Here is a 24356-nt window from a genome sequence, read left to right on the forward strand (position 1 = left end):
GACGGGCGACGGAAGGGTGGTGCCGTGGAACCGGTCGATGTCGCGTTCGCTCTGCTGGGCGTCGGTGCGCTGCTGGCCGGGGTGCTCCCCAGGGTGCTGGAGAGACGGCCGCTGTCGATGCCCATCGCGTTCCTCGGGCTCGGCATGCTCGTCTTCGTGCTGCCCACCGGTCTGCCCACACCGGACCCGCTGCGCTGGCCGGAGCTGACCACCCACCTCACCGAGGTCGGGGTGATCGTCGCCCTCATGGGCGCCGGCCTGAAGATCGACCGCCCGTTGAGCTGGGCCCGCTGGTCGACGACCTGGCGGCTGCTGGCCATCGCCATGCCGCTGTGCATCGCCGCGGTGGCGCTGCTCGGCTGGTGGTGGGCCGGCCTGGTGCCGGCCGCGGCGCTGCTGCTCGGGGCGGCGCTCGCCCCCACCGACCCGGTGCTCGCCTCCGACGTGCAGGTGGGCGAACCGACCGATGTGGAGGACTCGGAGGACGAGGTGCGCTTCGCGCTCACCTCCGAGGCGGGCCTCAACGACGGACTGGCCTTCCCGTTCGTGTACGCGGCCATCGCGATCGCCACCACCGGCCTCGCGCCGTCCGGCTGGCTCGGCGAGTGGTTCGCGGTGGACGTGCTCTACAAGCTGGCGGCCGGGGTGGGCGGCGGGCTGCTCGTCGGCTGGCTGCTCGGCAAGCTGTTCTTCCGCGCCCCGAGCAAGCTGCGGCTGGCCCGGCACTCCGAGGGGTTCCTTGCGCTGGCCGCGACGTTCCTCGCGTACGGGCTGGTCGAGGTGATCGGCGGGTACGGCTTCCTGGCCGTGTTCGTGGCCGCCCGCGCGATCCGGGCCGCGGAGCGCACCCACGAGTTCCACTCCGTGCTGCACGACTTCGCCGAGCAGGTGGAGCGGCTGCTCACCGTGCTATTGCTGCTGCTGTTCGGCGGCGCGGTGATCGGTGGGCTGCTCGCCCCGCTCACCTGGCCGGCGGCGCTGGCCGGACTGGCCCTGGTGCTGGTGATCCGGCCGTTGGCCGGGTGGCTGTCGCTGCGCGGGGCGCGCGGCAAGCCGGCCGAGCACTGGGTGATCGCGCTGTTCGGCATCCGCGGCGTCGGCTCGTTCTACTACCTGGCGTACGCCACCAGCAAGACCGACTTCCCGCAGGCGGATCTGGTCTGGGCCACTGTCGGTCTCGTGGTGGTGGTGTCGGTGGTGGCGCACGGCATCGCCGCGACCCCGGTCATGCAGTTGCTGGACCGGGCGGGCCAGCGCACCGGCGAGGAGACCCGGGCCGGGTCGGCGGCACAACCGGTTGGCGCCACCGGCTGAGCGCGCCCGGATCAGCCCAGCCGGGCGGCGAGCGCGCGGCCGAGGTCCCGGCCGGAGCGCCAGGCGGTCTGCACGCGCGGGCGGCCGAACGCGTCGCCGGCCAGGCCGATCCCGTCGTCGTCCAGGTGGAAGCCGGGGCCGTCGGCGCGGGCGGCCGGCGTGGCGTACGTCCAGCGGTGCACGTGGGTCGACACCGCCGGGTCGGGCAGCCCGAGCAGGTCGCGGACCGCCTGCTCGACGGCCTCGCGGGCGCCGGTGGGCTGGAGCAGGTGCCCGGCGGCGAACCCGGCGGTGGTGTGCGCGACGAGCACCGGCGCGCCGTCTCCGCGCCGGTCGCCGTCGTCGCAGACCAGGCTGAGCACGGGGTGCTCGTTGACGAACGCGCCCCGGAAGTCCGCCCAGCGGCGGGCCGGGAAGCGCAGCACGCCGGTCAGCGCGGACGACCACCGCTGCGCGGCCACCGCCCGGGTCGCCTCGGCCAGCGCCGGGTCCAGCAGCAGCGCGGCCTGCGGGCCGGGCATGGCGAGCACGACCGCCTCGGCCTCGGTGCCGTCCACCCGAGGGCCCGGCTCGACCGTCATCACCAGCCGGTCGTGGGTGACCGGCAGGTCGCCGGCCAGGTGTTCGACGAGCGAGCGCAGCCCGCGCGGGGCGGCCCAGCGCATCGGGCCGCTGACCTGCTCGCGGCCACGTGGCCCGTACGCGACGAGCGTGTCGGTCCACTCCCGCGCCAGCCCGGCGTCCCGCCACCGGTCCACCACGGCGGCGAAGTCCGGGTCGTCGACCGTGAAGTACGCGGCGCCCAGGTCGGCCGGGCGGCCGTCGAAGCGTTTACTGGCCATCCGCCCGCCGGTGACCCGGGCCCGTTCGCGTACCCGCACCGGGATGCCGGCCCGCGCCAGCTCGGTCGCGCACGCCACCCCGGCGATGCCCGCGCCGACCACCACCACGCCCGCCCGGTCCGCCGTCACCAGGTGATCGTATGCGGCGGCCGGCATGAACCCGGCGGGTCGGGGGTAGTGGTACACGTGTTCGAAGAGAGGGGATCGCCATGGCCGACCGCATCAACGGCAGCAACAGGAACGTGAATCCGGACGCCGCCGTCAAGGACCCGGACGACTGGGTCACCGGCGACGAGCCGCCCACCGCCGCCCAGGAGTCGTACCTGCACACCCTGGCCCAGGAGGCGGGCGAGCCGGTGCCGGAGGGCCTGACCAAGGCCGAGGCGTCCCGGCGGATCGACGAGTTGCAGGCGGAGACCGGCCGGGGCCGCTGAGCCGGTCAGCGCGGGGGCAGGCGGTGCAGCTCGACCCGGTCGAGCCGCCCCGCCGCCACCCGCGCGGTCAGGTACGTGGCGTACGGCTGCGCCCGCCGGTCGGTGGGTGAGCCGGGGTTGAGCAGCCGCAGGCCGCCCGGCGCGACGCTGTCCCACGGGATGTGCGAGTGTCCGAAGACGAGCAGGTCGCAGTCGCCGTACGCGGCGCCGCAGCGCTCCTCGCGGCGGGTCTTCGGGCCGGTCTCGTGCACCACGGCGACCCGCAGGCCGTCCAGTTCCACCCGGGCCACCTCGGGCAGCCGGGCGCGCAGCTCCGGCCCGTCGTTGTTGCCGTACACGCCGATCAGGCGGCGCGACCGCTCCTCCAGCGCGTCCAGCAGCGCCACGTCCACCCAGTCCCCGGCGTGCACCACCACGTCGGCGGCCTCCACCGCCGCCCACAGCGGCGCCGGAAGATCCCGCGCCCGTTTCGGCACGTGCGTGTCCGCCATGATCACGAGATCCACCCCCTCATCCTCCCCCACCCCGCCCCTTCCCGCGGCGATCATGAAGTTGGCGGCACTCAGGGAGATCGACTACACCGTCAACCTCATGATCGACGCGTAGAGGCGGCGGGGGCGGCGGGGGCGGCGGCGCGGGAAGCCTTGGCTCGGGCGGCGGCGTCGGTTATGCGGCCGGCGGCGGTGATCAGGCCGATGTGCGAGTACGCCTGCGGGAAGTTGCCCATCTGCTCGCCGGTGTCCTGGTCGATCTGCTCGGCGTACAGGCCGAGGTCGTTGGTGCGGGCGGCCAGGCGTTCGAACAGCCGCCTTGCCCGGTCCAGCTCGCCCGCCTCGGCCAGGCCGGCGGCCAGCCAGAACGAGCAGATCACGAACCCCGCCGGGTCGCCGTCCCACCGGCGCAGCAGCCCGTCGCGGGACAGCCGCCGCTCCAGCAGGTCCATCGTGGCGCGCATCCGTGGATCGTCCGCCGGCAGGAAGCCCACGAGCGGCATGACCAGCACCGAGGCGTCCAGGTCGTCGGAGCCGAACGCCCCGGTGTACGCGCCGACGCGCTCGTTCCAGCCGCGGGTGAGCACCGCCGCCCGCACCTCGTCGCGCGCGGCCGCCCAGCGGGCCACGTCGGCGGGCTCGCCGATGCGGGAGCCGAACCGCACCGCCCGGTCCAGCGCGGTCCAGCACTCCACCTTCGACGACACGTAGTGCCGTTCCGGGCCGCGCCCCTCCCACATGCCCGCGTCGGGCCGGTGCCAGCCGCGCTCGGCCTGGTCGGCGAGCGTCCGCAGCAGGTCACGCACCTCCGGTGACATGGGGTCGAGGTAGTACCGCATCACCCAGGCCGCGTCGAGCACCTCGCCCAGCACGTCGTTCTGCCGCTGCCGCCAGGCGTCGTTGCCGACGAGCACCGGCCGGCTGCCGGCGTACCCGGCGAGGTGGTCGAGGTCGTGCTCGGTCAGGTCCCGCTCCCCCTCGACGCCGTACATGACCGGCACCGGCTCGTCACCGATCCGGCCCATCGCCCGCGCCACCCAGGTGAACTGCCGGTCCGCCTCGTCCGGGCAGGCGGCCCGCCACAGCGCCTGGAGGGTGAGGCTGAAGTCGCGCAGCCACACGTAGCGGTAGTCGTAGTTGCGGTCGCCGCCGAGCCGCTCCGGCACCGAGGTGGTGGCCGCCGCGACGACCGCGCCGCTGGGCGCGTACGTCATGCCCTGCACCGCGAGCGCGCTGCGCCGCACCTCGTCGCGGTACTCGCCCTGGTAGTCGTGCAGCGCCGACCAGGACCGCCAGCCGGTGACCGTCTCGGCCACCACCTCGGCGGCGTCGGGCAGCGCGGGCTCACCGCCGGCGTACGTCGGGGCGTACCCGAGGGTGAAGCGGTGCGTGCTGCCGGCACGGGCGGTGAACCGCCCGGTGGCGGCGCCCCCGGCGATGGTCAGCGGGACGTCGGCGCGCAGCTCCAGGCGGCAGGCGCCGGCGGTGGCGCGGACTACGCCGTCGCCTTCGGTGAGGTAGGCGCCGACGCGGCCGTACTCGAAGCGGGGCGCGTAGTCGACGCGCATCGGCACCTCGCCGGTGAGCCCTTCCACCAGCCGGGCCAGCACCCGCGGCGAACGCATGCCGATGTCGTGCCCCCGCGCGCCGGGCTCGAGCGCCAGCGCGTCGGTGACGGCCACCGTGCCGGTCGCGGTGGTGAAGACGGTACGCAGCACGAGCGTGTCGTCCAGGTAGGAGCGTGTGCTCGTCGACTCCCCCGCCGGGCGGATGCTCCAGTGCCCGGCGTCGTCGTCCAGCAGCCGGCCGAACACCGACGGCGCGTCGAACCGGGGCGGGCACCACCAGTTGACCGAGCCGTCGCGGTCGACGAGGGCCGCGCTGCGCCCGTCGGCGAGGAAGCCGTGCTCGCTGATCCGTCCGCTCCGCACGACTGTGGCTACCCGGCCCGGGTGCCGCCATGCCTGGCCGCATCGGTCCCGGTCGGCGCGTTACCGCTCGCCGCGGGCGGGAACGCGGCGGGCTGACGAAGGAGGATGCTCATGACCAGACCCTCGACTCCGACCGCGGCCTGGCAACCCGGTATGCCGGGCAGCGACAACCTCCCGTCCGGCCCGGGCGGTCGCCCGACGCCGCCGAGCGGGGACGGGCACGGACCGCAGGCCGGTTCGGCGACCGTCACAATCGGCTCGTACCCGGACTATCCGTCCGCCCAGCGCGTGGTGGACTACCTGGCCGACAACCGGTTCCCGGTGGAACGTACCTCGATCGTCGGTACGGACCTCACGCTCGTGGAGACCGTGATGGGACGGCTCACGACGGGCCGGGCGGCCCTGCTCGGGGCCGGCACCGGCGCCTGGTTCGGCTTGTTCATCGGGTTGCTCTTCGGCATCTTCACCGCTGGCAACTGGCTGGCGGTGATCCTTGTCGGCCTGGTGATCGGTGCGATCTGGGGCGCCGTGTTCGGCGCTGTGGCACACGCCATGAGCGGCGGGCAGCGTGACTTCACGTCCGCCAGTTCGCTGCGGGCCGCCCAGTACGCGGTCACGGTGGACGCGGAGCTGGCCGGCCAGGCCCAGCAGCTGCTCAGCCGGATGCACCTGACACCGACCGGCGCCACCGCCCGCTGACCGGCGGCGGTACGCGAGGAGGGAGGGCCCCGCCGGGGTCCTCCCTCACCTCGTCAGTGGTACGCCCGCTCACCGGCGCGCAGCGGCACGTCCACCCGGTTCTCCGGCGGGGCCAGCGAGCAGGCCCACCTGTCGTCGTAGGCGCAGCTGGGGTTGTAGAGGTAGTTGGCGTCCAGCCGGACCCGGTCACCGGGCAGCACGGTCAGGCCGCGGCCGAATGTGCCCTTGACCGTGTCGGTGAGGTACCGGCCCCCGCCGTACGAGCCGTCGCCGCAGGTGCCGTCGCGCAGGGGCAGGAACAGCCCGCCCCCGTACGCCTCGATCCACCAGAGCGTCAGCGGTCCCCAGGGCGTCTCGGCGACGGCCACCCGCCGGTACGCGACCACGCCGTCCGGGCCGCCGGTGTCGATGCGCAGCTCACCGGAGGCGGGCCGCAGCGGCGCCTCGACCACGGCCGCCGGGTCGGGCGGGTACCACCGCAGCCCGGTGAAGCCGGGCCGGTCGGCGGGCGGCACCGGGCTGCTGGGGTGGGTGCGGAACAGCTCGTCGCGGGCGGCCCGGAACCCGGTCAGGTCGAGGTCGGACAGGTAGAGCCGGGCCATCCGCTCCCGCCAGTCGAGCAGGTCGAGATCGTCCATCCCCCGACCCTATCTTCAGTTTTCAAGAAGAGCAGCGTGAGACGCACGCCGCACACGGCAAGGACACTTGTTTAAATTTTAAATAGTGCTACTCTCGGGGCATGACGGAGAACCTGGACGCGGAGCGGATGGCCTGCTGGCGCGCGTACATCGAGTCGAGCCAGCGGCTGTTCACCCGGCTCGAGGACGACCTCCGCGCCGACAGCGACCTGAGCTTCGCCGACTACCACGTGCTGGTGCTGCTCTCCGAGGCGCCCGGGCAGCGGCTGCGCATGGGTGAGCTGGCCGACCGGCTGGTGTTCTCGCCGAGCCGGCTGACCTACCAGGTCACCACGATGCAGAAGCGCGGGCTGGTGGCGAAGGAGGCATGTCCGGCGGACCGGCGCGGCAGCGAAGCCGTGCTCACCGCGGCCGGCCTGCTCGCCCTGCGCGAGGCCGCGCCGCACCACCTGCGCTCCGTGCGCGCCCACCTGATCGACGACCTCGACGACGCCGAGGTCGCCTGCCTCACCCGGGTCTTCGAGCGGCTCGGCCGGCGCCTGCGCGCCGACCGCACCGCGTCGTCCACCCCGGCCGACAAGTAAGGAGCCCCGCGATGCCCGCGATCACCGTTGACGACGTCCTCGTCCTGCCCCGCCTGCCGAAGCTCGGCGAGGCGACCGAATACCGCTCGGTCTCCCGGGTCACCACCGCCCCCAGCGGTTACGAGGGCGAGGGCTTCCCGGTCCGCCGGGCCTTCGCCGGCGTGCCGATGACCGAGCTGGACCCGTTCATCCACCTCGACCAGATGGGCGAGGTCGACTACGCGCCGGGCGAGCCGAAGGGCACCTCCTGGCACCCGCACCGCGGCTTCGAGACGGTGACCTACATGATCGACGGGATCATGGACCACCAGGACTCGACCGGTGGCGGCGGCACCATCACCGACGGCGACACCCAGTGGATGACAGCCGGAAGTGGGCTGTTGCACATCGAGGCGCCGCCGGAGCACCTGGTGATGAGCGGCGGGCTCTTCCACGGCCTGCAGCTCTGGGTCAACCTGCCCCGGGTGGCCAAGATGAGCGCGCCCCGCTACCAGGACATCCGCGGCCGGGAGTCGGCGCTGCTGACCACGCCCGACGGCGGTGGCCTGATCCGGGTCATCGCCGGGGAGGTCGCCGGGCACCGGGGCCCGGGCTCGACGCACACGCCGATCACCATCGCGCACGTCACGTTGCAGCCCGGCGCCGAGCTGAGCCTGCCGTGGCGGTCGGACTTCAACGCCCTGGTGTATGTGCTGGCCGGCCGCGGCACTGTCGGCACCGACCGGCGGCCGATCCACCTCGGCCAGCTCGCCGTGCACGGGCCCGGCGAGGCGTTGCGGATCACCGCCGACCCGACGCAGGACTCCAACGCCCCGGCGCTGGAGCTGTACCTGATGGGCGGCCAGCCGATCCGCGAGCCGGTGGCGCACTACGGCCCGTTCGTGATGAACACCCGCGCCGAGCTGATTCAGGCGGTCGAGGACTTCCAGGCCGGCCGGCTCGGGGTGATCCCGACCGGGCGGATGCCGCACAGCGACGGCCAGGGCGACCGGCCCTGACCTGCCACGGGCGCCCCGGATCGCCGGGGCGCCCGGCCGCGGTCTCAGGAGACGGCGAAGATCCCGGCCACCCCGAGGATCACCATCAACAGGACCGCCACCAGCGCACCCCGCTCCCCCTCCACCGCCTGCTCGCGGTTGTCGGTCACGGTGTTCGTCGTCTCGGCGGGCATGTCGGTGCCTCCTCGGTGTCGCGATCCAGGGGTCCGGCGTACCCCTGGCGCGCGGCACCGCTCGACGTGTTGCTCGCCGTGCGGGGTCCTGCCGGGGGTCCTACCGTGTGAGGACGTCGTCGACCTCGGGGGTGGAACGTGACTCTGCGGGACTGGTTCCTCACCGCACAGGAACGCGCCAACCCGGGGTCTGAGTTACCCGTCTGGACCGATGGAAACCTCGCCGAGCCCCTGATTCACGGAGCCGCGTACTTTGACCGCCTGGTCAGCGAGGTGGAATCGCTCACCGCGGGCGACCATCTGTTCTTCACCGACTGGCGCGGCGACCCGGACGAGCGGATGCGCCCGGACGGTCCCACAGTGGCGCAGCTGTTCGCGCAGGCGGCCCAGCGCGGAGTGATCGTCAAGGGCCTGATCTGGCGTTCCCACCTCGACGCGCTCTCCTACAGCGAGGCGGAGAACCGCGACCTCAGCGAGGCGATCCGCGCGGCCGGCGGCGAGGTGCTGCTCGACCAGCGGGTCCGGCGCGGCGGCTCGCACCACCAGAAGCTCGTGGTGCTGCGAAGGCCCGGAGACCCGAGCCGCGACATCGCGTTCGCCGGCGGCATCGACCTGTGCCACAGCCGCCGCGACGACGCCGGCCACGCCGGGGACCCGCAGCCGGTCGGCATGTCCCCCCGGTACGGCCCGACGCCGCCCTGGCACGACGTGCAGCTCGCGGTGCGCGGGCCGGTGGTCGGCGCGCTCGACACCACGTTCCGGGAGCGGTGGACCGATCCGATGCCGCTGGACTCGGAGAACCCGATGGCGTACCTGCGGGACCGGCTGCGCGGCTCGGACCTGCGCCCGGACCCGCTGCCCGAGCAGCCCGCCGACCCGCCGCCGTGCGGGCCGCACCACGTGCAGGTGCTGCGCACCTACCCGGCGGTGCGGCCCCGCTACTCGTTCGCCCCGGACGGCGAGCGCACGGTGGCCCGCGGCTACACCAAGGCGGTACGCCGGGCGCGGCGGCTGATCTACCTGGAGGACCAGTACCTCTGGTCGACCGAGGTGGCCGAGCTGTTCGCGCAGGCGCTGCACGAGCACCCGGACCTGCACCTGGTGGCGGTCGTGCCCCGGCACCCGGACGTGGACGGCCGGCTCGCGCTGCCGCCGAACATGGTGGGCCGGGAGCAGGCGCTGTCGCTGTGCCACCGGGCCGCGCCGGAGCGGGTGCACGTGTTCGACGTCGAGAACCACGACGGCACGCCGGTCTACGTGCACGCCAAGGTCTGCGTGGTGGACGACGTGTGGGCCAGCGTGGGCAGCGACAACTTCAACCGCCGCTCCTGGACGCACGACAGCGAGCTGTCCTGCGCGGTGCTCGACGACACCCGCGACACCCGGGCGCCGGAAGACCCGGCCGGGCTGGGCGACGGCGCCCGGCTGTTCGCCCGCGACCTGCGGCTGCGGCTGTGGCGCGAGCACCTGGACCGCGATCCCGGCGGCGCGCAGGACGACGACCTGCTGGACCCGGCCGACGCGGTGGCCGCGATCACCGCGGCGGCGGAGGAACTGGACCGCTGGCACGCCGAGGGCCGGGCCGGTCCCCGTCCGCCGGGTCGGTTGCGGCCGCACCGCCCGGAGCGGCTGCCCTGGCGTACGCGGCTCTGGGCGCTGCCGGCGTACCGGCTGGTCTACGACCCGGACGGCAGGCCGCTGCGCGCCCGGCGGGCCGGCACCTGGTGAAGGCCGCTCACCTCGTCGGGCACGTTCGGGCGGGCCGGGTACGCGAACGACACGCGCGGCGAGTAGAAGCCCCAGCACACCTGCAGCGGGTTGGCCGGCCGCAGCGCGTGGACCGGGTGCTCGGGCGCCGGGAACTCCACCGACTCGACCTCGAACGGTGACACCGGCTCGGCCACGTACGGGTAGTCGGTGACGATCAGCTCGCCGTCGCGGCCGGTGAGGTAGCGGTGGTGGCCGTTGTGCGCCTCGGTGCCGGTGTGCCCGACCCGGGCGGTGACCCGCATCAGCGGCGTGCCGTCGGCGGCCCGGGTTTCGGAGGTGAGCCGGTCGCCCCGCAGGTCGAGGCGGGTCTCCCCGGCGACGGCCGGCGCGCCCCGCGCGCTCGCGTACCGCCGGACCCGCTCGCTGGAGGCGATGTAGTGCGTCCACCAGCCGCCGGGCGTCCCGCCGTCGGGCGGGTCCATGTCCGCGAGCGAGACACCGAGGTAGGTGAGTGAGTACGCGCCGAAGCCGGAGGTCTGCGTCTCGTCGTCGACCACGTACTGGTTGACGAAGACCTGACGTTGCGGGTGCGGGCGCAGACCGGCCGGAACCAGCGTCTCGACCGCGCCGGGATCCGCCGGGAGCCAGCTGAACAGCAGCGTCCGGGCGTTGATGACGAGTTGCGGCGCGGCGGGATCCAGCACGGTGCCTCCGTTGACGTGTCGCTACGGACGGTACGGGCGGTCCCGTCGGCGGGACAACGACAGAAAGGCGACACTTCGCCCACCTGTCGGATTCCGCCTTGACCGGTCGGGGTACGACCGGGGCCGACCGGTCACCGCGCCGCACCACCCTGCCGAGCGCGATATCAACCGGCTCATGCCTTTCATGGCTGCTTACACCTTAAGTACATCGTACTTTCGGCTAGATTTCCGCAGCACGATCGGGCTATGGTGGCTTCCGAACGTACTACCGTCACCTAAACCTAAGCGTCACGTCTTTTTTCTTCCGTGGACGAGGTGCAGGGAGGACCACCCATGACCGCTCCCACGATCAGCGCCCCGGCGACCAAGCCGGCCGGCTCCGCGAAGCTCGACCCCCGCTCGCTCACCGACAGCGCCGCCGACCTGCTCGACGCGATGGCCGCGCTGCCGGCCGACCACCCGTCGCGGCCCGCGCTGCGCGACCGCGCCATCGAGGCCTGGCTGCCGCTGGCGAACCACCTGGCCCACCGCTACAGCGGCCGCGGCGAGCCGAACGACGACCTGGCGCAGACCGCCGCGATCGGCCTGATCAAGGCGATCGACAAGTTCGACCCGTCGCGCGGCGTCGACTTCGCCGGCTACGCGATCCCCACCATCATCGGCGAGCTGAAGCGCCACTTCCGCGACCGCACCTGGGACATCCGCGTCCCCCGCCGGCTGCAGGAGCTGCGCCTGGCCATCTCCGACGCCAACAGCACGCTGCTGCAGACGCTCGGCCGCTCGCCGACGGTCGCCGACATCGCCGCCCACCTCAAGCTCACCGAGGAAGAGGTCCTCGAAGGCCTGGAAGGCGCCCGCGCGTACAACGCGGTGTCGCTGTCCACCCCGACCGGCGACGGCGAGCGCGCCACCGAGCTCGGCGACCTGATCGGCGGCGAGGACGGCGAGTTCGAGCTGGCCGAGATGCGTGTCGCCCTCGGTCCGGCGCTGGCCACGCTCGACCAGCGCGAGCAGAAGATCCTCACGCTGCGCTTCTACGGCAACCTGACCCAGTCGCAGATCGCCGAGCAGATCGGCGTCTCGCAGATGCACGTGTCCCGGCTGCTGGCCCGGGCCCTGACCAAGCTGCGCGGTCAGCTCGACGGAACGTACTAGCAAGGAGGGCTGCGGCCGGGTCGGCGGACCCGGCACGGCGGCCCACCCGGCCCGGTCGGCGGTGCGCCGGCCGGGCCGTTCCGTGTTCCGGGGGCAGCGCGGACCGTCCGGCGGCGCGGTGCGAGAGTGGGTCCGTGCTCGCCGACGTCGCCCTCGACCTGCCGGTCCGGCCGGTGCTGCCGGCGCTCGTCGAGGCGCTGCGCGCCCGGGGCGCCGCCGTGCTGGTGGCGCCGCCGGGGACCGGCAAGACCACTACAGCGCCGCTCGCGGTCGCCGACGCCGTCGCCGGACGGGTGGTGATCGCCCAGCCCCGGCGGGTCGCCGCCCGCGCCGCCGCGCACCGGATGGCCGCGCTGCTCGGCGAGCGGGTCGGCGACCGGATCGGCTACGCGGTGCGCGGCGAGCGCCGGACCGGGCCGCGTACCCGGGTCGAGGTGGTCACCACCGGCCTGCTGGTGCGGCGGCTGCACCACGACCCGGAGCTGCCCGGTGTGGACGCGGTGCTGCTCGACGAGTGTCACGAGCGGCAGCTCGACGCCGACCTGGCGCTGGCGTTCAGCGTCGAGGCGCGCGGCACGCTACGCCCGGACCTCTGGCTGCTGGCCATGTCCGCCACCCCGCAGGCGGACCGGTTCGCCGCGCTGCTCGGCGGTGGCGAACCCGCGCCAGTGGTACGCGCCGAGGCCGCCCTGCACCCGGTCGAGCGGATGTGGGCGCCGCCGCGCCCGGTGACGCCGCCCGGCGGCGGCCGGGTCGACCCCGCGCTGCTGGACCACGTGGCCGCCACGGTCCGCCGGGCGCTGCGCGAACGCGACGGCGACGTGCTGGTCTTCCTGCCCGGGGCGGGCGAGATCGCCGCCGTTACCGGCCGGCTGGCCGACCTGCGTGGGCACGTCGCCGTCCTGCCGCTGCACGGCCGGCTGCCCGCCGCCGCCCAGGACGCGGCCCTGACCCCGGCCGCCGGACGGCGCGTGGTGCTGGCGACCGCCGTGGCGGAGAGCAGCCTGACCGTGCCGGGCGTGCGGGTGGTGGTGGACGCCGGCCTGAGCCGGGTACCCCGCACCGACCTGGCCCGAGGGCTGGGGGCGCTGGTCACGGTGCCGGTGTCCCGGGCGGCGGCGACGCAGCGGGCGGGCCGGGCCGGACGGGAGGCGCCGGGCGCTGTCTACCGCTGCTGGTCCGAGGCGGCGCACGAGCGGCTCGCCCCGCAACCCGAGCCGGAGATCGCCACCGCCGACCTGACCGGGTTCGCGCTGGAGCTGGCGGCGTGGGGCACGCCGGACGGCGCCGGCCTGGCGCTGCCCGACCCGCCGCCACCGGCCGCGCTGACCGTGGCACGGGAGACCCTGCGCACGCTCGGCGCGGTCGACGACGACGGCCGGATCAGCGCGCGCGGCCGGTCGGTCGCGGCGGCGGGCACCCATCCCCGGCTGGCGCGGGCCCTGCTGGACGGCGCACCACGGGTCGGTGCGGACCGGGCCGCCGAGGTGGTGGCGGTGCTCGCCGAGGACACGCTGGGCGGGGCCGGCGACGACCTGCCGGCCCGCTGGCGCCGACTGCGCGGCGGCACCGACGCGGCAGCCACCGCACGCTGGCGCGCCGAGGTACGCCGCCTGCGCGCCGCCCTGCCCGCCGAGCGTCCCGCCGGCGCACCCGGTGACCGCACGGATCAGCGCCCGACCGGCTCGCGCACCGGCCGGGCCGACCGGCGCCCCGCCGGCTCGGCGGCGCACCGCGGTGGCGGCGGACGGTCGGCGGGAGACGAACGGGAGCGCCTGCCCGACGATCTGGCCGCGGGGCTGCTCGCCGGGTTGGCGTACCCGGAACGGCTGGCCCGGGTGCGGCGGGCCGGCGGGTCCGCGTACCTGATGGCCGGCGGGACCGCCGCGGAGCTGACGCCCGGGTCCGGGCTGGCCGGGTCCGCGTGGCTGGCCGTCGCGGTGGCCGACCGCTCCCCCGGCGCGCCGGCCGCCCGGGTACGCCTGGCCGCGCCGATCGACGAGGCGACCGCCCGGGAGGCCGGGGCGGCGCTGCTGCGCTCCGGACGCGAGGTGGCCTGGGCCGGCGGGGACGTGGTGGCCCGGGAGGTGGACCGGCTCGGCGCGATCGAGCTGCGCGAGCGGCAACTGACCGCGCCGCCGCCGGAGCTGGTCGCGGCGGCGCTGCTGGACGGGCTGCGGCAGGAAGGGCCGGGACTGCTGCGCTGGACGCCGGAGGCGACCGGGCTGCGCCGCCGGATGGCGTTCTGCCGCCAGGCGCTCGGCGAGGACTGGCCGGACGTCTCCGACGCGGCGCTGCTCGACCGCGCGCCCGACTGGCTCGCGCCGGAGCTGATCCGCGCCCGCCGCCGGGCCGACCTGGGCCGGGTGGACGTCGCGACGGCGCTGCGGCGGCTGCTGGACTGGCGGCAGGCCGCCCGGCTGGACGAGCTGGCCCCGGAGCGACTCGCGGTGCCGAGCGGATCCCGGGTACGTGTCGACTACGCCGATCCGGCCGCGCCGGTGCTGGCGGTGAAGCTCCAGGAGACGTTCGGCTGGCGGGGCGTGCCGCGCATCGCCGACGGGCGGGTGCCGGTGCTGCTGCACCTGCTCTCCCCCGCCGGGCGGCCGGTGGCGGTCACCGCCGACCTGGCGTCGTTCTGGCGCACCGGCTATCCGCAGGTACGGGCGGAGCTGCGCGGCCGCTATCCGCGTCACCCGTGGCCGGAGGACCCGACCACTGCCGAGCCGACCCGTCGGGCCGCTCCGCGCCGACGGTGAGGGCTACTCCTCGACGACGTCGGCGATCACGACGGTGATGTTGTCCGGGCCACCGGCCCGCAGCGCCAGGTCGATCAGCCGGGCCGCGCAGGCGTCCCGCTCCAGCTGTTCGTTGAGCACCTCGGTGAGCGTGTCCGCGCGGACCACGTTGGAGAGGCCGTCGCTGCACAGCAGCCAGCGGTCGCCGGCGCGGGGCACCATCGTCGCGTACGACGGGGAGACCTGGTCGCCCTGCAACGCCTGGGTCACCACCGCCCGCCGCGGGTGGCTGCTGGCCTGCTCGGCGGTGATCACGCCCTGGTCCACGAGCATCTGCACGAACGTGTCGTCGCGGGTGACCTGCTTGAGCACGCCCTCACGGAACAGGTAGGCGCGGGAGTCACCGACGTGCGCCAGCGCCAGGCAGCTGCCGGTACGGGCGAACAGCAGCGCGGTGAGCGTGGTCCCCATGCCCTGACGCTCCGGGTCCTCCTCCACCGCCTGGCGGATCTGCGCGGTGGCCAGCTCGATCGCGCCCTGGAGCGCGGCGACGAGCGCGTCCTCCGGCGTCTCCACGTCCAGCGGGGCGATCGCGTCGATCGCGATGCGGCTGGCCAGGTCGCCGGCCGCCATGCCGCCCATGCCGTCGGCCACCGCGACCAGCCAGGGGCCCGCGTGCTGCGCGTCCTGGTTGCCGCTACGAATCAGCCCACGGTCGCTCGCTCCGACGGAACGAAGCTTCAGGGTCATGGGTCGCAGCCTGCCAGGTCGAGGGCTCGGTTGTCTGTAGGAGATCACTGACATCGTACGTGGCGCGCCGGACCCCTCCGCGAGCGGGCGCTCGGCCGAGCATCGGGCCGGATCGATTGACAGCGACGGAACGCGGTGGAAACATCGGCCTGATATTGGGAGCGCTCCCAGCTCCCCGTGTTCCCCCACCACCCCCCGAGCACGGAAGGAACCTCCGTGACCCGATCCCGTCGTCGGCTCGCCGCGCTCGCGGCAACCACGCTGGCGCTCACCGGCCTCTCCGCCGGCCCGGCCCTTGCCGAGGTGCCGCCGGACGCCCCCGAACAACTCCGAAACGGCGACTTCAGCGCCGGTGTCTCCCCCTGGTTCTCCTACGGCACGGGCGACCTCGCGGTCGTCGACGGCCGGCTCTGCACCACCGTCGCGGCCGGCACCGCCAACCCCTGGGACGCCGGCATCGGCCAGGACGCGGTGCCGCTGACGCAGGGCGCCGAGTACGAGCTGTCCTTCGACGTCTCCGCCACCCCCGGCGCGGCCGTCAAGGCGGTGCTCCAGCTCGGCAGCGCCCCCTACACCACGTACGCCAGCGTCGACGCGACCGCCACCGGCACCGCGAAGCACGTCACCACCACGTTCACCTCCCCGGCCGACAACCCCACCGCCCAGCTGATCTTCCAGGTCGGCGGCAGCGCCGAGGCGCAGACGTTCTGCCTGGACAACGTGTCGCTGCGCGGCGGGGAGCCGGCGCCGCCGTACGAGCCGGACACCGGGCCCCGGGTCCGGGTCAACCAGGTCGGCTACCTGCCGGGCGGGCCGAAGCACGCCACCGTGGTCACCGAGGCCACCGAAGCGCTGCCGTGGCAGCTGAAGTCGGGCAGCGGCGCGGTGGTCGCCAGCGGGCAGACCACGCCGCGTGGCACCGACGCCGCCTCGGCGCAGAACGTGCAGACCGTCGACTTCTCCGCGTACCGCACGCCGGGCACCGGCTACACGCTGACCGTCGACGGCGAGACCAGCCACCCGTTCGACATCTCCGGCGCGCTCTACGACCGGCTGCGCGCCGACTCGCTGCAGTTCTTCTACGCCCAGCGCAGCGGCATCGAGATCGACGGCGACCTGATCGGCGAGGAGTACGCCCGTCCGGCGGGCCACCTCGGCGTCGCGCCGAACCAGGGCGACACCGACGTGCCGTGCCAGGCCGGCGTCTGCGACTACTCGCTGGACGTGCGCGGCGGCTGGTACGACGCGGGCGACCACGGCAAGTACGTCGTCAACGGCGGCATCGCCACCTACCAGCTCCTGAGCACCTTCGAGCGGACCAAGACGGCCGAGACCGCCGACGGCGGCGCCGCCCTGGGCGACTCCACGCTGCGGCTGCCCGAGCGCGGCAACGACGTGCCGGACGTGCTCGACGAGGCCCGCTGGGAGCTGGAGTTCCTGCTGCGCATGCAGGTGCCGGCGGGCAAGCCGCTGGCCGGGATGGTCCACCACAAGATCCACGACCGGAACTGGACCGGCCTGCCGCTGCAGCCCCAGGACGACCCGCAGCCGCGTGAGCTGCACGCGCCGTCCACCGCCGCCACGCTGAACCTGGCCGCCGTCGCGGCGCAGTGCCAGCGGCTGTACGCCCCGTACGACGCCGCCTTCGCCGCGCGCTGCGGCACGGCCGCGAAGACCGCGTACGCGGCGGCCAAGGCGAACCCGGCGATCTACGCCTCGGCCACCGACGGCACCGGCGGCGGCGCGTACGACGACTCCAACGTCAGCGACGAGTTCTACTGGGCCGCTGTCGAGCTGTGGCTGACCACCGGCGACAAGGCGTACCTGGCCGACGTCACCGGCTCGCCGCTGCACACCGCCGACGTGTTCGCCCCGAACGGCGCGTTCGGCTGGCAGAGCGTCGCCGCGCTGGGTCGCCTGGACCTGGCCACCGTGCCGAACACGCTGCCCGCGGCGGAGAAGACCCGCATCCGCGAGTCCATCACCGCCGCCGCCGACAGCTACCTGGCCACGATCGCCGGCCAGGCGTACGGGCTGCCGTTCCCGGGCAGCGCCGACGCGTACGTCTGGGGCAGCAACAGCAACCTGGTGAACAACGCGATCGTGCTGGCCACCGCGTTCGACCTGAGCCGGGACGCGAAGTACCGCGACGGCGCGGTGCAGGCCGCCGACTACCTGTTCGGCCGCAACGCGCTGAACATGTCCTACGTGACCGGCTGGGGCGAGCAGCACGCCCGCAACCAGCACAGCCGCATCTTCGCCCACCAGTTGAACCCGGACCTGCCGAACCCGCCGGCCGGTTCGCTCGCGGGTGGCCCGAACGCCGCGCTGCAGGACCCGTTCGCGGCGAACCTGCTCGCCGGGTGCGCGCCGATGTTCTGCTACGTCGACGACATCAACTCGTACGCGACGAACGAGGTGGCGATCAACTGGAACTCGGCGCTGGCGTGGCTCGCGTCGTTCCTGGCCGACCAGGGTGACGCCGGCGCGGTGCCGGCGCCGTCCTGCGCGGTCACCTACACCACCCACGGGAGCTGGCCGTCCGGCTTCACCACCCAGGTGACGGTGCGCAACACCGGCACGTCGGCGGTGAACGGGTGGAGCCTGCGGTGGGCGTTCCTCGGCGACCAGAAGGTGAGCCAGGCGTGGTCGGCGCAGGTCGGCCAGAGCGGCGCCACGGTCACCGCGAAGAACCTGCCCTGGAACGCGAAGCTGGCGCCGGGCGCGTCCACCACGTTCGGCTTCAACGGCACCGCCACCCGGTTCCCGAACCCGGATCCGGGGCTGGTCACCCTGAACGGAAAGGCCTGCACGGTCTCCTGACCGAGCTGACCGGACGCCATCGCAGGACCGGGTACGGTCCTGCGATGGCGTACCTTTTCCTGCTCGGCGCGATCACCGCCGAGGTGATCGGCACCAGCCTGCTCAAGGCGACCGACGGGTTCACCCGGCTCTGGCCGACGCTCGGCCTGGCGGTGGCGTACCTGTCCGCGTTCGGGCTGCTCTCGCTCGCCGTGAAGGACATCCCGGTCGGGGTCGCGTACGCGGTCTGGTCCGGCCTCGGCACCGCCGCCATCATGGCGATCGGCGCGGCGTTCCTGGGTGAGCCGCTGAGCGTGGCGAAGGTGGTCGGCGCGGGGCTGGTCATCGCCGGTGTGGTGGTGCTCAACCTCGGCGGCGCCCACTGAGCGCCGCCCGGCTCAGGCCGCCGCGCGCAGCAGCCGCAGCTGCCCGATCTCGGCCACGTTCTTCATCAGCTCGGCGTTGACCCACGCGGTCAGGTGCGCGACGGTGAGCCCCGCGTCGGCCGGCCACGGGTACGCGGACGGCCGCTCCAGGTCGGTCGCGGTCAGCCCGTCGAGCGTGTCCGTCCATTCCGTCCGCAGCTCCCGCAGCCAGGCGACCGTCTCCGCGCCCGGCCCGGGCCAGCGGATGTCGTCGCGTTCCCGCGCCGGGCGCTGCCGCACGTGGTCCGTGGCGACCGACCACCACCAGCCGATGTGCCAGGTCAGCCACGCGACGGTGGGCGCCGGGACCGGGTCCGGCTCGCTGTCCGCCCAGTCGGGACGCCACCCGCCGCCCGGGCCGGGACGCATGGTCCAGCAGAGCGCGGCCGGTTCCCAGAGGAAGTCCGCCGGCTCCAGCCGGTCGAGGTGGTATTCGGCGAGCGCCCAGGTCAGGTCGAACTGCCAGCGCAGCAGGCCGGTCACGGAGGCGGGCATCGCGCGATCGTGGCACGGCCCGCGCCCCCGGTCGACCGGTTAACCCTGCCCGGCACGCACCGCGGCGAGGTCGGAGTCAGGTGCGGGCGCGGGGGACGGCGCGGCGCATCGCGATCCGCTCGGCCGGGTCGAGGCCGAGCGCTACCTCGGCGGTCAGTAGTCCCGCCAGGCCCGGCGTCACCTCCGTGCCGCTCAGCTCCCGGAAGCCGCACCGCGCGTAGTAGGGCCCGTTCCAGGGCACCGAGCGGAACGTGGTCAGCGTCAGCGCCGGCAACCCCTGCGACGACGCCCACTCGGCCACCCGGTCGAGCAGACGCCGCCCGATGCCACGCCGGGCGTACGCCGGGTCGACGCTGAGCTGCTGCACGTGCGCCGCACCGTCGACGAGGTCGACCAGCACGAACGCGATCGGGCGGTCGGCCGCGTCGGTCGCCACCCACAGCCGGCCGGCGCGCTGCCCGGCGGCCAGCACCTCCACCGGCAACGGCGGCATGTCGGCCACCAGGGCCATGCCGATCTCCCGGAACGGGGCGCCGGAGGACACCTCGATCCGTTGCACCTCGGCCAGCTCATCGGCCTGGGCGATCCTGCTGTGCTCCACGGCGCCGACCCTGGCAGAGCGGTGATCGGCAGGCGAGCGGATTTCCCGTACCGCGCGACGCTCCGACCGGCTCGCGATGTGACAGGCGTCGCCCCGCGGGGCTCCGGGAACACCCGAGCAGCCCTAGCGTCGATCGCATGGCCCTCGCCGGACCCCGCTGATGGGGCGCGTCTCGCCGCTCCCGCCGCCGGGTCCGCTGCGCACGCTCGCGTACGCCACGCTGGTCAACACCGTCGGCGCGGGGCTGTGGCTGGCCGGCGGGGCGCTCTATCTGACCCGGGACGTGGGCCTCTCCGCCACCTCGGTGGGCGCCGGGCTCACAGTGGCCGGGCTGGTCGGGCTGACCGCGAGCGTGCCGCTGGGCGCGCTGGCCGACAGGTGGGACCCGCGTACGCTCCGGGCCGTCCTCCAGGTGGGGCAGGCGGTCGCCGCGCTGGCGTACCTGCTGGTCGGCTCGTTTCCGGCGTTCCTGGCGGTGGCCGTGCCGGAGGCGCTGCTCGCCGCCGGCAACCTGGCGGTGCGGGCGGCGCTGGTGGCCGCGGTGGGCGGTCCGGACGGCCGGGTGCACGCCTTCGCCACGCTGCGCGCGGTGGCGAACCTGGGCATCAGCGTCGGCACCGCGCTGGCCGGGATCGCGCTCGCGGTGGACACGCACCGGGCGTACCAGGTGCTCGTCGTCGGCAACGCGGCCACCTACCTGCTCTCGGCGGCGCTGCTGCTGCGCCTGCCGCTGATCGCCGCCGCGCAGCCGGCCGCCGCCGCGCACGGACCGCTGACGACCACCCGGACACGACGGCCGCGGGGCGGGCCGCTGCGGGACGGCTGGTTCCTCGCGGTGGGCGGCGCGTCGGCGGTGCTCAGCACGCACGTGACGGTGCTCGTGCTCGTCGTGCCGCTGTGGACGGTGGACCGGGCCGGCGCGCCACCGCCTGTGGTGTCGGCGGTGCTGCTCGCAAACACGGTGCTCACCGTGCTGCTGGCGGTGCGGCTGAGCCGGGGCGCGGAGCGGGCCGCGCCGGCCGCCCGGAAGCTGCGCCGGGCCGGGCTGGTGCTCGCGGCGGCGACACCCCTGTACGCCCTGACCGGTGTCCTGCCGGTGCGCCCGGCGGTCGTGCTGCTGCTCGTCGCCACTGCGGTGTGGACGGTGGGCGACCTGTGGCACGGCGCGGCCGGCGCCGGGCTCGCCTACGACCTGGCCCCGCCCGGCGCGATCGGGGCGTACCAGGGTGCGGACGGCCTGCTCGCCGGACTGGCCCAGGCGCTCGGCCGGGGCCTGCTCACGCTGCTGGTGCTCGGCGGCGGTCCGGTCGGCTGGCTGGTGCTCGGCGGGATCTTCGCCGCCGTCGGGCTGACCGCCCCGGCGCTGACCCGCCGGGCGTTGTCCACCCGGCCGGCGCCGGCGTCGCGACCCGCCGGCGTGCCCGGCTGAGCGCGATGTAGCAGCATGGCGGGATGACCGACCAGTCCTCCCTCACCATCCGCCCGGGTGGACCCGGCGACGCGCCCACGTTGCTGCGGCTGCTCGACAGCGCCACCGCCTGGCTGGCCGAGCGCGGGCGCACCGACCAGTGGGGCGCCGAGCCGGCGTCGATCGACCCGCGCCGCATCGCCCAGGCCGACGCGTGGGCGGCCGGGAACGGCCTGTACCTCGCCGAGATCGACGCGACGGTGGCGGGCGCGCTGGTGGTGGGCGCGGCGACGGACTACGTGCCGCCGGCCACCGAACCGGAGCTGTACGTGAACCTGCTGGTCACCGACCGGGCGTACGCGGGGCGCGGGGTCGGTGCGGCGCTGCTGGAGTACGCGGCGGAGCTGGCCCGCGAACGCGGCGTCGGCCTGCTGCGGGTGGACTGCTTCCGCAGCCCCGACCGGGCGCTCGTGCGGTTCTACGAGAGCTGCGGGTTCACCGCCACTGAGCCGTTCACCGTGGAGCGGCCGGGCCGCCCGACGTGGACCGGGCAGGTGCTGGAGCGCCGGGTCGGCTGAGTCAGCCGATCTCCTCGTCCACGAAGCACCAGCGCCACGACTCCCCCGGCTGGACCGACCGCATCACGGGGTGGCCGGTCGACTCGAAGTGCTTCGTGGCGTGCTGGTACGGCGAGGAGTCGCAGCAGCCCACGTGCCCGCAGGTCAGGCAGGCGCGCAGGTGCACCCAGTCCGGGTTGCCGATGGCCACGCAGTCCGGGCACTCGGTGGTGGTGCCGGGCTCGGCCGTGCCCGCCTCGGCCAGGTGCTGGCAACTCATTCGACGACCTCCTGTCGCAGCAGTGACTCCTCCAGGTCCAGATCACGATAGGCGCGGGTGAGCACCTCCTCCGGGATCTGGCCGGAGTCACGGGCGGCCCGGAACACCTCCCGCTCGGCGTCGATCATCTCCTGCCGCAGGCGCGCGTACGCCTGGGAGGGGGTTTCCCGTTCGGTGCCGCCGAGCCGTTCCCAGGCCAGGTTCGCGCGGGAGGTGACCAGCCCGCGCAGGCGTTCCACGACGGCCTCCGGCGCGCCCTCGGCCAGCTCGTCGAGGCGTTCCCGGGCCGCCCGGCTGGCCCGTTGCTGCACCCCGGCGGCGGACAGCGCGTCCTGCACCGGGTCGTCCGGGGGCAGCCGCAGCCGCCGGGCCAGCCAGGGCAGCGTCGCGCCCTGCCCGACCAGCGTCGCCACGATCACCGCGAAGGCCAGCCAGATCAGCAGCGCGCGCGGGTACGGCGCGTCGTCGGCGAGCGTGAGCGGCAGGCCCAGCGCGGCGGCCAGCGTCACCACGCCGCGCATGCCGGCCCAGCCGATGACGACGGGGAACTGCACCGGCGGGGCGGGGTCACGCCGGCGTACCCGCGGCACCAGCCGGGCCAGGTAGGTGGCCGGGAACACCCAGACGAACCGGGCCAGGAAGACGGCGGCAAGCACCCCTGCGGTGATCGCGACGAGCGAGCCGAACGGCTCCTCCAGGTCGCGTACCACCTCCGGCAGTTGCAGGCCGACCAGCAGGAACACGATCCCTTCCAGGAGGAACCGGATCAGCCGCCAGAACGCTGTCACCTGGAGCCGGGAGGCGGCCGACATGAGCGTGGGCAGCTTGTGCCCGATGCCGAGGCCGGTCACCACCACCGCGACCACCCCGGAGGCGTGGATCTCCTCGGCGGCGAAGACCACGGCGAACGGCACGATCAGCGACAGCGCGTTGTCCAGCACCGGGTCGGTGGCGCGCTTGTGCAGGTAGCCGAAGACCACCACGCCGAGCAGGCCGACCAGGATGCCGCCACCGGCCGCGACCACCACCTCCCGGGCCACGTCGCCGAACCCGACGCCGCCGGTGGTGGCGGTCGCCGCGACGATCGCCACCCGCAGCAGCACCAGCGCGGTGGCGTCGTTGACGAGGCTCTCGCCCTCCAGGATGGTGACGATCCGCCGGGGCAGGCCGACCCGGCGGGCCACCGCGGTGGCGGCGACCGCGTCCGGCGGCGCCACCACCGCGCCGAGGGCCAGGCAGATCGCGTACGGCAGATGGGGCAGGAACCAGTGCACGACGGTGCCCACCACGAACGCGGTGAAGATGACCAGCCCGACCGCGAGCAGCAGGATCGGCCGCAGGTTGAGGCGGAACGCCGGCACCGACGTCTCCACCGCCGCCACGTACAGCAGCGGCGGCAGGATGCCCACCAGCACCAGGTCCGGGTCCAGCCGCACGTGCGGGAAGAACGGCAGGAAGGACAGCGCGAGACCGAGCACCACCAGCAGGATCGGCGCGAGCAGGCCGAGCTTGCGGGCCAGCGCCGCGCCGAAGGTGGCGATGGCCAGGAAGACCACTACCTCGAACAGAGCATCCACGAGCGTCGAGCCTAAGCGCCGCGACGCCGATGTGTGATCAGGCGGCGGAGCGCAGCTTCGGCAGCACCTCCGCGCCGAACGTGTCGATGAACGCGCGCTGCTCCTGCCCGACGTGGTGCAGCGCGATCTGGTCGAAGCCCAGCGCCACGTACTCCTCCAGCCAGCCGATGTGCCGGCCCAGGTCGGCGGAGACGTTCACGGTCTCGGCGACCTTGGACATCGGCACGTCGGCGCTGACCACGTCGAAGTGCTCGGGGGTGGTCAGGTCCCAGCAGACCGGCGGGGCGAAGACGTTGCTGCGCCACTGGTCGTACGCGATCGCCTCGGCCTGTTCCTGCTCGGGCGCCCAGCTGACGTGCACCTGCAGGTGCAGCGGGCCGCGCCCGCCGGCGTCCCGGTAGGCGTCGATCATCCGGCGCAGGTGCTCGACCGGCGCGTTGACGGTGATCAGCCCGTCCGCCCACTCGGCGCACCACCGCGCGGTGGCGACGCTGACCGCCGCGCCGACCAGCGCGGGCGGCTCCTCCGGCCGGGTCCACAGCTTCGCCCGGTCCACCGTGACGAGGCCGTCGTGGCTGACCTCCTCGCCGGCCAGCAGCGCCCGGATCACGTCGACGCACTCACGCAGGCGGGCGTTGCGGACGTCCTTGCGCGGCCAGACCTCGCCGGTGATGTGCTCGTTGGCCGCCTCGCCGCTGCCCAGCGCGGCCCAGAACCGTCCCGGGTACATGGCGCCCAGCGTGCCGATGGCCTGCGCGATGATCGCCGGGTGGTAGCGCTGGCCGGGCGCGTTCACCACGCCGAAGGACAGGTTCGTGGCCTGGAGCGCGGACCCGAGCCAGGACCAGGCGAACCCGGAGTGGCCCTGCCGCTCGCTCCACGGCGAGAAGTGGTCGGAGCACATGGCCGCGTCGAAGCCGGCGCGCTCGGCGTGGATCACCGCCTCCAGCAGCCGGGCCGGATGGATCTGCTCGTGGGATGCGTGGAAGCCGAACGCCGTCATGGTGGCCACTCCTACCCACCCCGGTCCGGATGTAAGCAGGGGCCCCT

Annotated in this window: 24 protein-coding genes; 12 read left to right on the forward strand and 12 right to left on the reverse strand. The window is 74.5% G+C overall.

Features of this window, described 5'->3' with window-relative positions:
* The first annotated feature begins 24 nt into the window (after positions 1–24).
* Positions 25–1314, forward strand: a complete 1290-nt coding sequence (locus tag ACSDG8_RS06375; RefSeq protein WP_210894890.1) for a cation:proton antiporter domain-containing protein — start codon at positions 25–27, stop codon at positions 1312–1314.
* Between the two features lie 11 nt (positions 1315–1325).
* Here the strand turns inward: ACSDG8_RS06375 and ACSDG8_RS06380 are convergent, their stop codons facing one another.
* Positions 1326–2312, reverse strand: a complete 987-nt coding sequence (locus ACSDG8_RS06380; RefSeq protein WP_210895006.1) for an NAD(P)/FAD-dependent oxidoreductase — start codon at positions 2310–2312, stop codon at positions 1326–1328.
* A gap of 53 nt (positions 2313–2365) precedes the next feature.
* On the opposite strand from ACSDG8_RS06380, the gene ACSDG8_RS06385 reads away from it, so the two are divergent.
* Positions 2366–2590, forward strand: coding sequence for a DUF3072 domain-containing protein (locus ACSDG8_RS06385; RefSeq protein ID WP_210894891.1), 225 nt, complete (start codon positions 2366–2368; stop codon positions 2588–2590).
* Positions 2591–2595: 5 nt separating this feature from the next.
* On the opposite strand, the gene ACSDG8_RS06390 is transcribed toward ACSDG8_RS06385, so the two are convergent.
* Both ACSDG8_RS06390 and ACSDG8_RS06395 read right to left on the reverse strand, forming a co-directional pair.
* Entirely contained in the window at positions 2596–3096 is a 501-nt protein-coding gene (locus ACSDG8_RS06390; RefSeq protein WP_210894892.1) for a metallophosphoesterase family protein, read from the reverse strand.
* 83 nt (positions 3097–3179) lie between these two features.
* Positions 3180–5012, reverse strand: a complete 1833-nt coding sequence (locus tag ACSDG8_RS06395) for a glycoside hydrolase family 15 protein (protein WP_210894893.1) — start codon at positions 5010–5012, stop codon at positions 3180–3182.
* 111 nt (positions 5013–5123) lie between these two features.
* Here ACSDG8_RS06395 and ACSDG8_RS06400 point away from each other — a divergent pair, with 111 nt between their 5' ends.
* The gene (locus tag ACSDG8_RS06400) at positions 5124–5711 is read left to right on the forward strand and encodes a general stress protein (RefSeq protein ID WP_073827797.1); all 588 of its coding nucleotides are present in this window, start codon (positions 5124–5126) and stop codon (positions 5709–5711) included.
* 53 nt (positions 5712–5764) lie between these two features.
* Here the strand turns inward: ACSDG8_RS06400 and ACSDG8_RS06405 are convergent, their stop codons facing one another.
* Positions 5765–6349 (reverse strand): DUF1684 domain-containing protein, encoded by a 585-nt coding sequence (locus ACSDG8_RS06405; RefSeq protein WP_210894894.1) that lies wholly within the window; start codon positions 6347–6349, stop codon positions 5765–5767.
* A 101-nt stretch (positions 6350–6450) separates the two neighbouring features.
* Here ACSDG8_RS06405 and ACSDG8_RS06410 point away from each other — a divergent pair, with 101 nt between their 5' ends.
* On the forward strand, positions 6451–6933 hold the full coding sequence (locus tag ACSDG8_RS06410) for a MarR family winged helix-turn-helix transcriptional regulator (RefSeq protein WP_210894895.1): 483 nt from the start codon (positions 6451–6453) through the stop codon (positions 6931–6933).
* A gap of 11 nt (positions 6934–6944) precedes the next feature.
* Positions 6945–7931: a pirin family protein gene (locus ACSDG8_RS06415; RefSeq protein WP_210894896.1), complete on the forward strand. Its 987-nt coding sequence runs from the start codon at positions 6945–6947 to the stop codon at positions 7929–7931.
* A gap of 44 nt (positions 7932–7975) precedes the next feature.
* Here ACSDG8_RS06415 and ACSDG8_RS06420 read toward each other — a convergent pair whose 3' ends face one another.
* Positions 7976–8104, reverse strand: a complete 129-nt coding sequence (locus ACSDG8_RS06420; protein WP_256440847.1) for a hypothetical protein — start codon at positions 8102–8104, stop codon at positions 7976–7978.
* A gap of 138 nt (positions 8105–8242) precedes the next feature.
* Here ACSDG8_RS06420 and ACSDG8_RS06425 point away from each other — a divergent pair, with 138 nt between their 5' ends.
* Positions 8243–9832 (forward strand): phospholipase D family protein, encoded by a 1590-nt coding sequence (locus ACSDG8_RS06425; RefSeq protein WP_210894897.1) that lies wholly within the window; start codon positions 8243–8245, stop codon positions 9830–9832.
* Here the strand turns inward: ACSDG8_RS06425 and ACSDG8_RS06430 are convergent.
* The gene (locus tag ACSDG8_RS06430) at positions 9781–10518 is read right to left on the reverse strand and encodes a hypothetical protein (protein ID WP_210894898.1); all 738 of its coding nucleotides are present in this window, start codon (positions 10516–10518) and stop codon (positions 9781–9783) included. The two genes, ACSDG8_RS06425 and ACSDG8_RS06430, sit on opposite strands and share 52 nt — an antisense overlap.
* A 333-nt stretch (positions 10519–10851) precedes the next feature.
* Here ACSDG8_RS06430 and ACSDG8_RS06435 point away from each other — a divergent pair, with 333 nt between their 5' ends.
* Together ACSDG8_RS06435 and hrpB are read left to right on the forward strand one after the other, a co-directional pair.
* Positions 10852–11673: a SigB/SigF/SigG family RNA polymerase sigma factor gene (locus ACSDG8_RS06435; RefSeq protein ID WP_210894899.1), complete on the forward strand. Its 822-nt coding sequence runs from the start codon at positions 10852–10854 to the stop codon at positions 11671–11673.
* A 134-nt stretch (positions 11674–11807) separates the two neighbouring features.
* Entirely contained in the window at positions 11808–14432 is a 2625-nt protein-coding gene (hrpB, locus tag ACSDG8_RS06440) for an ATP-dependent helicase HrpB (protein WP_210894900.1), read from the forward strand.
* 3 nt (positions 14433–14435) lie between these two features.
* On the opposite strand, the gene ACSDG8_RS06445 is transcribed toward hrpB, so the two are convergent.
* Positions 14436–15161: a PP2C family protein-serine/threonine phosphatase gene (locus tag ACSDG8_RS06445; protein ID WP_210894901.1), complete on the reverse strand. Its 726-nt coding sequence runs from the start codon at positions 15159–15161 to the stop codon at positions 14436–14438.
* A 216-nt stretch (positions 15162–15377) separates the two neighbouring features.
* Here ACSDG8_RS06445 and ACSDG8_RS06450 point away from each other — a divergent pair, with 216 nt between their 5' ends.
* Together ACSDG8_RS06450 and ACSDG8_RS06455 are read left to right on the forward strand one after the other, a co-directional pair.
* Positions 15378–17984 carry a glycoside hydrolase family 9 protein gene (locus ACSDG8_RS06450; protein WP_210894902.1) on the forward strand — a complete coding sequence of 869 codons (2607 nt, stop codon included), beginning with the start codon at positions 15378–15380 and terminating at the stop codon, positions 17982–17984.
* A 44-nt stretch (positions 17985–18028) separates the two neighbouring features.
* The gene (locus ACSDG8_RS06455; RefSeq protein ID WP_069089914.1) at positions 18029–18349 is read left to right on the forward strand and encodes a DMT family transporter; all 321 of its coding nucleotides are present in this window, start codon (positions 18029–18031) and stop codon (positions 18347–18349) included.
* A 12-nt stretch (positions 18350–18361) separates the two neighbouring features.
* Here the strand turns inward: ACSDG8_RS06455 and ACSDG8_RS06460 are convergent, their stop codons facing one another.
* Entirely contained in the window at positions 18362–18883 is a 522-nt protein-coding gene (locus ACSDG8_RS06460; protein WP_210894903.1) for a DinB family protein, read from the reverse strand.
* Between the two features lie 76 nt (positions 18884–18959).
* On the reverse strand, positions 18960–19484 hold the full coding sequence (locus ACSDG8_RS06465; RefSeq protein WP_374223529.1) for a GNAT family N-acetyltransferase: 525 nt from the start codon (positions 19482–19484) through the stop codon (positions 18960–18962).
* A 160-nt stretch (positions 19485–19644) separates the two neighbouring features.
* Here ACSDG8_RS06465 and ACSDG8_RS06470 point away from each other — a divergent pair, with 160 nt between their 5' ends.
* Together ACSDG8_RS06470 and ACSDG8_RS06475 are read left to right on the forward strand one after the other, a co-directional pair.
* The gene (locus ACSDG8_RS06470) at positions 19645–20913 is read left to right on the forward strand and encodes an MFS transporter (protein ID WP_210894905.1); all 1269 of its coding nucleotides are present in this window, start codon (positions 19645–19647) and stop codon (positions 20911–20913) included.
* A gap of 23 nt (positions 20914–20936) precedes the next feature.
* Positions 20937–21470 carry a GNAT family N-acetyltransferase gene (locus tag ACSDG8_RS06475; protein ID WP_210894906.1) on the forward strand — a complete coding sequence of 178 codons (534 nt, stop codon included), beginning with the start codon at positions 20937–20939 and terminating at the stop codon, positions 21468–21470.
* A 1-nt stretch (position 21471) separates the two neighbouring features.
* On the opposite strand, the gene ACSDG8_RS06480 is transcribed toward ACSDG8_RS06475, so the two are convergent.
* The 3 genes from ACSDG8_RS06480 to ACSDG8_RS06490 are packed head-to-tail and all read right to left on the reverse strand — an operon-like array spanning position 21472 to position 24309.
* The gene (locus ACSDG8_RS06480) at positions 21472–21729 is read right to left on the reverse strand and encodes a UBP-type zinc finger domain-containing protein (RefSeq protein ID WP_210894907.1); all 258 of its coding nucleotides are present in this window, start codon (positions 21727–21729) and stop codon (positions 21472–21474) included.
* Positions 21726–23306: a Na+/H+ antiporter gene (locus ACSDG8_RS06485; RefSeq protein WP_210894908.1), complete on the reverse strand. Its 1581-nt coding sequence runs from the start codon at positions 23304–23306 to the stop codon at positions 21726–21728. Before ACSDG8_RS06485 ends, ACSDG8_RS06480 begins: the two co-directional genes overlap by 4 nt.
* A gap of 37 nt (positions 23307–23343) precedes the next feature.
* On the reverse strand, positions 23344–24309 hold the full coding sequence (locus ACSDG8_RS06490) for a TIGR03885 family FMN-dependent LLM class oxidoreductase (protein WP_210894909.1): 966 nt from the start codon (positions 24307–24309) through the stop codon (positions 23344–23346).
* Positions 24310–24356 lie beyond the last annotated feature (47 nt).

The sequence above is a fragment of the Micromonospora sp. LA-10 genome, assembly GCF_051853095.1.
Classification (GTDB): domain Bacteria; phylum Actinomycetota; class Actinomycetes; order Mycobacteriales; family Micromonosporaceae; genus Micromonospora; species Micromonospora echinospora_A.

What these genes read in the sequence shown, in the direction of transcription:
- ACSDG8_RS06380 (WP_210895006.1), bottom strand. Translation starts at nt 2,312, where the DNA reads ATGCCGGCCGCCGCATACGATCACCTGGTGACGGCGGACCGGGCGGGC.
- ACSDG8_RS06385 (WP_210894891.1), top strand. Translation starts at nt 2,366, where the DNA reads ATGGCCGACCGCATCAACGGCAGCAACAGGAACGTGAATCCGGACGCC.
- ACSDG8_RS06400 (WP_073827797.1), top strand. Translation starts at nt 5,124, where the DNA reads ATGACCAGACCCTCGACTCCGACCGCGGCCTGGCAACCCGGTATGCCG.
- ACSDG8_RS06405 (WP_210894894.1), bottom strand. Translation starts at nt 6,349, where the DNA reads ATGGACGATCTCGACCTGCTCGACTGGCGGGAGCGGATGGCCCGGCTC.
- ACSDG8_RS06410 (WP_210894895.1), top strand. Translation starts at nt 6,451, where the DNA reads ATGACGGAGAACCTGGACGCGGAGCGGATGGCCTGCTGGCGCGCGTAC.
- ACSDG8_RS06415 (WP_210894896.1), top strand. Translation starts at nt 6,945, where the DNA reads ATGCCCGCGATCACCGTTGACGACGTCCTCGTCCTGCCCCGCCTGCCG.
- ACSDG8_RS06420 (WP_256440847.1), bottom strand. Translation starts at nt 8,104, where the DNA reads ATGCCCGCCGAGACGACGAACACCGTGACCGACAACCGCGAGCAGGCG.
- ACSDG8_RS06435 (WP_210894899.1), top strand. Translation starts at nt 10,852, where the DNA reads ATGACCGCTCCCACGATCAGCGCCCCGGCGACCAAGCCGGCCGGCTCC.
- ACSDG8_RS06445 (WP_210894901.1), bottom strand. Translation starts at nt 15,161, where the DNA reads ATGACCCTGAAGCTTCGTTCCGTCGGAGCGAGCGACCGTGGGCTGATT.
- ACSDG8_RS06455 (WP_069089914.1), top strand. Translation starts at nt 18,029, where the DNA reads ATGGCGTACCTTTTCCTGCTCGGCGCGATCACCGCCGAGGTGATCGGC.
- ACSDG8_RS06460 (WP_210894903.1), bottom strand. Translation starts at nt 18,883, where the DNA reads ATGCCCGCCTCCGTGACCGGCCTGCTGCGCTGGCAGTTCGACCTGACC.
- ACSDG8_RS06470 (WP_210894905.1), top strand. Translation starts at nt 19,645, where the DNA reads ATGGGGCGCGTCTCGCCGCTCCCGCCGCCGGGTCCGCTGCGCACGCTC.
- ACSDG8_RS06475 (WP_210894906.1), top strand. Translation starts at nt 20,937, where the DNA reads ATGACCGACCAGTCCTCCCTCACCATCCGCCCGGGTGGACCCGGCGAC.
- ACSDG8_RS06480 (WP_210894907.1), bottom strand. Translation starts at nt 21,729, where the DNA reads ATGAGTTGCCAGCACCTGGCCGAGGCGGGCACGGCCGAGCCCGGCACC.
- ACSDG8_RS06490 (WP_210894909.1), bottom strand. Translation starts at nt 24,309, where the DNA reads ATGACGGCGTTCGGCTTCCACGCATCCCACGAGCAGATCCATCCGGCC.